This window comes from Sphingomonas sp., from assembly GCF_019746015.1.
Lineage (GTDB): Bacteria > Pseudomonadota > Alphaproteobacteria > Sphingomonadales > Sphingomonadaceae > Sphingomonas.
The window spans coordinates 1-5,821 of the sequence record NZ_JAIESM010000037.1 but is presented as its reverse complement, the minus strand read 5'-3'; the positions used below and the strand labels follow the sequence as shown (position 1 = coordinate 5,821).

Here is a 5,821-nt window from a genome sequence, read left to right as displayed (position 1 = left end):
TTCATGGCGGACAAGGCGGCACTGGCGGCGCTGGCGGCGGAGCAGCAGGTGGCCGGGCTGGTGATCGGCCTGCCGCTCAACCTGGACGGCACCGACAGCCCGCGCACCCAGTCCACCCGCGCCTTTGCCCGCAATCTCGCCGATCTGGCGCTGCCCATCCTGCTGTGGGACGAACGCTGGTCAACCCAAGCGGTGGAGCGGCAGATGATCGCCGAGGATCTGAGCCGCGCCAAGCGGGCGGAGCGGGTCGACCGGCTGGCCGCCAGCTACATCCTGCAAGGGGCGATCGATGCGCTGACCTTGGGGTAACTGCCGGCCCACAAACACCGTTGGTGTCGAGCGAAGTCGAGACACGTGGGTCTGGCACAGCGGCTGGCATTGCGTCCCTCGACTGCGCTCGGGACGAACGGATGGGGCAAGCTGTCCCCTAATCGAGGCCGAGCGCGGCCTTGGCTACCTTTTCCAGCGCCGGGTCGAGCGGGGGCGGCTCGAGCGGCACATGCGCCTCCAGCCGGTCGACGATCGCCTGCAGCGCGGCGATGCGTGCGGACTCCTTGTCGTTCGCGTCGATCACCGTCCACGGCGCCCAGCGCGTATCGGTGCGGCGGAACATGTCGTGCATCGCGTCCAGATAATCGGCGCGGCGGGCGCGGTTGCGATAATCGTCCAGCCCGGTTTTCCAACGTTTCCAGGGATCTTCGAGACGCTCTTTCAAACGCCGGTCCTGCTCTTCCTGGGTGATGTGGAGGAACAGCTTGATGATCGCGGTGCCGCTATCGGCCTGTTGCGCCTCGAACTCGTTGATCTCGTCATAGCCGCGGCGCCAGTCGGCCTCGGCCGCAAAGCCTTCCACCCGCTCCACCAGCACCCGGCCATACCAGCTGCGGTCGAACACCGCGATGTGCTGGTCGGCGGGCAGCCGCGTCCAGAAGCGCCACAGAAAATGCCGCGCGCGTTCCTCGGCGCTGGGTGCCGCGATCGGATGCACCTCGAAATAGCGCGGATCCCATTCGGCGGTCAGCCGCTTGATGACGCCGCCCTTGCCCGATGCATCCCACCCCTCGAACGCGATCACGGCGCGGCGGCCATGGCACAGGCAGGCCACCTGCAGATGAGCGAGCCGCTTCTGCAGCGCGGCCAGATCCTTCTCATAATCGCCGCGATAGGGCGTGCCCGCCTCGAAATCGCCGAGGTGGATCATCCCGCCGCCGCCGTCGATGGCGCATGCACCTGCCAGTTGCCACGCGGGCGCAGCACCAGCCGGTAATAAGCGGCGGAGAGCAGAATCTGCGCACCCGTCATCAACAGGCCGGTGCGCCCCTCGCCCGGATCGAGCCAGTTGAGCCACAGCACATAGCCAAGCGCCGTCAGCGTCAGCACCGGCGCCAGCGGGAACAGCGGCATCTTGAACGGCGCCGCCGCCGTCTCCCCGCTCGCCCGGCCGGCAATCGCGGCCAGCGCAATGCCGGCATAGATGGCGATCAGCCCGGTGCCGCTCATCACCAGCAGCACGTCGATCGGCGCGAAGCAGCACACCGCCCCCACGGCGCCCACGATCAGCGTGCCGATCCAGGGCGAGCCGAAGCGCGGATGGATGGCGGTCAGCATCTCATCGAGCGGCCGGCCCCAGCAGCGGTCTCGCGCGGTGCCATAGAAGAAGCGCGCGGTGGCCAGGATGCAGACGATCACCGCGTTGACGATGGCAATCGCCACGCCCACCGCCAGCCAGTCCGCCGCCATCTGCCCGCCGTGCAGCTGCACCAGCTGCGCAAACGGGTCCTCGCTTTCGAACGCGCTCATCAGGTCTGGCGCGCCGACCAGCAGGGCGGCAATCGGCACCGCCTCAATCAAAATGGTCAGCACCGCCGCCCACATGATTGCGCGGCCGATATTGCGCGGCGCGTCGTGCATTTCTTCGCCGAAATAGACCGCGCAGCCATAGCCGTTCAGCGCATAGATGGCGATCGAGGTTCCCACCCCCAGCGACGCGGCACTGGTAGGCAACAGCCCCTCCCCGCTTGGGTCAAGCATCACCGGGCTCGCCAGCATCTCGCCGAACGGGCGCACCGCATGGCCAAAGCCGAACCACACGATCAGCACCGCCGCCAGCAGCTCGATCAGCAGAAAGCTGCCGGTGATCCAGGCGTTGAGCTTGATGTCGAGCAGCGCGACCAGCGTTGCCCCCGCCACCACCGCCAGCGCCAGCGGCACCACCGGCAGCCCCGGCCAGATGACCGACAGGACAGCGGCCAGCCCCAGCCCGGCAATCGGCGGAAACAGCAGGTTGTTGAACACGTTGACGCCCAGCATCACAAAGCCCGGCATCGGCCCCAGCGTGCGCGCGACGAAGACATATTCGCCCCCCGCCACCGGCCAGCGCGACGACAGCTCGGCATAGACATAGGCGGTGGCGACGCAGACCAGGCTGGCCAGCGCCAATGCCCAGAGCGCGCCGGTGCCGGACGCGCGCAGCAACCCGGGCACGATGACGAACAGCGAGGATACCGGCGTCGCCACCGAAAGGGTGAGGAGCAGAACGCCCACCACCCCCAGGCTGCGCTTCAGGCCAGTGTCCGGCTGTTGCCCGTTTACCAACTCGGTTGCCCCCAAACCCCGGCAAAAGGCCGGCGCTACGACTTTGCGGCTTCTACGGTACGGATATTAAGTTCACGCAACTGCTTAAGGCTAACAAATGATGGCGCCCCCATCATCAGGTCTTCCGCCTTCTGGTTCATCGGGAAGACGATCACCTCGCGGATATTGGGCTCGTCGGCGAGCAGCATCACCATCCGGTCGATGCCCGGGGCCGAGCCGCCATGCGGCGGCGCGCCATATTTGAACGCGTTGATCATGCCGGCGAAATTGGTGTCGACCTGCTCGCGCGTATAACCGGCAATCTCGAACGCCTTGTACATGATTTCCGGGCGATGGTTGCGGATTGCGCCCGATGACAGCTCCACCCCGTTGCAGACGATGTCATACTGATAGGCCAGAATGTCGAGCGGGTCCTCGGTCTCCAGCGCTTCCAGCTCGCCCTGCGGCATGCTGAACGGGTTGTGGCTGAAGTCGATCTTCTTGGCGTCCTCGTCATATTCGAACATCGGGAAGTCGACGATCCAGCAGAATTCAAACCGCTTGGGGTCGATCAGGCCGAGTTCCTGGCCAATGCGGGTGCGGGCAGCACCGGCGAGCTTGGCCGCCTGCACTTCCTTGCCGGCGGCAAAGAAGATGCCATCGTCCGGCCCCAGGCCCAGCGCCGCGATCAGCGCACGGGTCGCCTCCTCGCCATGGTTCTTGGCGATGGGGCCGCCCAGTTCGCCGCCCTTCTGGGTGATGTAGCCCAGCCCGGCATGGCCCTCGCTGCGCGCCCAGTCGTTCATCTCGTCGAAGAATTTGCGGCTCTTGTCGGCGGTGTTCGGCGCCGGAATTGCGCGCACCACGCCGCCGCCGTCGACAATGCGATCGAACAGGCCAAAGCCCGACCCGCGGAAATGCGCGCTCACATCGCTGATCAGTATGGGGTTGCGCAGGTCGGGCTTGTCGCTGCCATAGCGCAGCATCGCCTCGCGATAGGGAATGCGGCGGAAGGGCAGCGGGCTGACGGTGCGGCCCTTGCCCTGCCAGTCGGCAAATTCCTCGAACAGGCCGTGCAGCACGGGCTCGATCGCGGCGAACACATCGTCCTGCGTCACGAAGCTCATTTCGAAGTCGAGCTGATAGAATTCGCCCGGCGAGCGGTCGGCCCGGGCATCCTCGTCGCGGAAGCACGGCGCGATCTGGAAATAGCGGTCGAACCCGGCCACCATCAGCAGCTGCTTGAACATCTGCGGCGCCTGCGGCAGCGCATAGAATTTGCCGGGATGCACACGGCTGGGCACCAGATAGTCGCGCGCGCCTTCCGGGCTGCTCGCGGTAAGGATCGGCGTCTGGAACTCGGTGAAGCCCTGCCCGATCATCCGCTGGCGCAGCGAGGAGATGACGTGCGAGCGCAGCACGATATTGGCGTGCAGCCGCTCGCGCCGCAGGTCGAGGAAGCGATAACGCAGGCGGATATCCTCGGGATAATCGGCCTCGCCCGCAACCGGCATGGGCAGTTCCTGCGCGGCGGACTGGACGACGGCCTCGACCGCGCGCACCTCGATCATGCCGGTGGCCAGGTTCGGATTCACCGCCTCGGCGGCGCGCGCGGTGACCTTGCCGGTGACGGTGACGACGCATTCGCTGCGCAGCCCCTCGATCACGGCAAAGGCCGGGCCGTCGACTTCGGTAACGATCTGGGTGATGCCGAAATGGTCGCGCAGGTCGATGAAGACCAGGTCGCCATGGTCGCGCTTCTTGTGGACCCAGCCGGACAGGCGGACGGTCTCGCCAACATGGGTGTCGCGCAGCTCGGCGCAATTGTGCGTGCGATAGATGTGCATGGCGGCCTAACAGGCGTTCAGCCCGCACTTGTCAAGCATGGCCGCGCGGCGGGTGCCACATGCGGGGCGCGCGGGTCTGGATAGCAGGCGCGGTGGGTGATACCGAAGCCTATGCACATTCACGATCTGATCACCGATTCCGCAAGTCTTGCCAATCTTTGCCACCGCCTGTCGCAATCGGCCTATATCACGGTCGATACCGAGTTCATGCGCGAGAACAGCTATTGGCCGGAGCTGTGCCTGATCCAGATCGCCGACGATAACGAAGCCGCCGCCATCGACCCCAAGGCGCCCGACCTTGACCTGGGGCCGCTGCTCGACCTGCTGGTCGACAATGAAGACGTGCTGAAGGTGTTCCATGCCGGCGGGCAGGACATCGAGATCATCTACAACATGACCGGGCGCACCCCGCACCCGCTGTTCGACACGCAGGTGGCGGCGATGGCGCTGGGGCTGGGCGAGCAGATCGGCTATTCGAACCTCGTCGAAACCTATCTGGGCATCGCGGTCGACAAGGGCGCGCGCTTTACCGACTGGAGCCGCCGGCCGCTCGATGCACGGCAGATCGACTATGCGATCGGCGATGTGACACACCTGGCCGCGATCTTCCCCAAGATGCTCGACAAGCTGCGCAAAACGGGGCGCGGCGCCTGGCTGGACCAGGAAATGGAGCGTATCGCAGATACTGAAAACTACCGGAACGACCCCGAGCTTGCCTGGCAACGTGTCCGCATTCAGGGTCGCAAGCCGGAGGTGCTTGGCCGCCTTAAGGCGCTGGCACGCTGGCGCGAGATCGAGGCGCAGAACAAGGACCTGCCGCGCGGCCGCATCGTGAAAGACGAGACGCTGGCCGACCTGGCCCTTTCCCCCCCGCGCAAACAGGCGGACTTGGCCAAGGTGCGCGGACTGTCGGCCGGCTGGGCGGGCAATGAGATCGGCGCGCGGCTGATTGCGGCGCTGGACGGGGCAAAACCCTTGTCGGCGGCGGAAATGCCCGCGCGCGATGACAAGAAGCCCGGCTTGGGCAAGGATGGCGCACTGGTCGCCGACCTGCTGAAGCTGCTGCTGAAGATTCGCGCCCGCGATATCGATGTTGCCCCCAAGCTGCTGGCCCGCTCCGACGAGCTGGAAGCGCTTGCCGCCGGGCAGCGCGACGGGCTGCCGATTCTGCAGGGCTGGCGATTCGAACAGTTCGGCCGCGACGCGCTGGCGCTGGTCGAGGGACGGTTGGGCTTTGCGGTGAAGAACGGCAAGCTGAAGATGACGCGGGCCGACGAGCAATAGCCTGCTGAAGCGGACGCATTGGCGCCCGACACCGACGAAAAAATGGCGCGAGTGACGGGGCTCGAACCCGCGACCTCCGGCGTGACAGGCCGGCGCTCTAACCGACTGAGCTACAC

The 5,821-nt window shown here is 66.2% G+C and carries 5 protein-coding genes; 2 read left to right on the top strand and 3 right to left on the bottom strand.

Annotated elements, in window-relative coordinates:
* On the top strand, nt 1-309 hold a 309-nt coding region (ruvX, locus tag K2Y03_RS06315; RefSeq protein ID WP_294089266.1), incomplete at its 5' end, for a Holliday junction resolvase RuvX.
* Between the two features lie 118 nt (nt 310-427).
* On the opposite strand, the gene K2Y03_RS06310 is transcribed toward ruvX, so the two are convergent.
* Genes K2Y03_RS06310 through aspS form a run of 3 tightly spaced genes read right to left on the bottom strand, consistent with a single transcriptional unit; the run spans nt 428 to nt 4,421 of the window.
* A complete protein-coding gene (locus K2Y03_RS06310; protein ID WP_294089265.1) occupies nt 428-1,201 on the bottom strand; it encodes a polyphosphate kinase in 774 nt (257 codons plus the stop codon).
* Complete coding sequence (locus K2Y03_RS06305; protein ID WP_294089263.1) at nt 1,198-2,595, bottom strand: APC family permease; 1,398 nt, start codon at nt 2,593-2,595, stop codon at nt 1,198-1,200. Before K2Y03_RS06305 ends, K2Y03_RS06310 begins: the two co-directional genes overlap by 4 nt.
* Before the next feature lie 35 nt (nt 2,596-2,630).
* Complete coding sequence (aspS, locus tag K2Y03_RS06300; protein WP_294089260.1) at nt 2,631-4,421, bottom strand: aspartate--tRNA ligase; 1,791 nt, start codon at nt 4,419-4,421, stop codon at nt 2,631-2,633.
* Between the two features lie 111 nt (nt 4,422-4,532).
* Between aspS and rnd the strand changes: the two genes are divergently transcribed.
* Nucleotides 4,533-5,705, top strand: coding sequence for a ribonuclease D (gene rnd, locus K2Y03_RS06295; RefSeq protein WP_294089258.1), 1,173 nt, complete (start codon nt 4,533-4,535; stop codon nt 5,703-5,705).
* The last annotated feature ends 116 nt before the right edge of the window (nt 5,706-5,821 follow it).

Coding starts and splice junctions, on each gene's coding strand:
- K2Y03_RS06310 (WP_294089265.1), bottom strand. CDS start 1,201: ATGATCCACCTCGGCGATTTCGAGGCGGGCACGCCCTATCGCGGCGAT.
- aspS (WP_294089260.1), bottom strand. CDS start 4,421: ATGCACATCTATCGCACGCACAATTGCGCCGAGCTGCGCGACACCCAT.
- rnd (WP_294089258.1), top strand. CDS start 4,533: ATGCACATTCACGATCTGATCACCGATTCCGCAAGTCTTGCCAATCTT.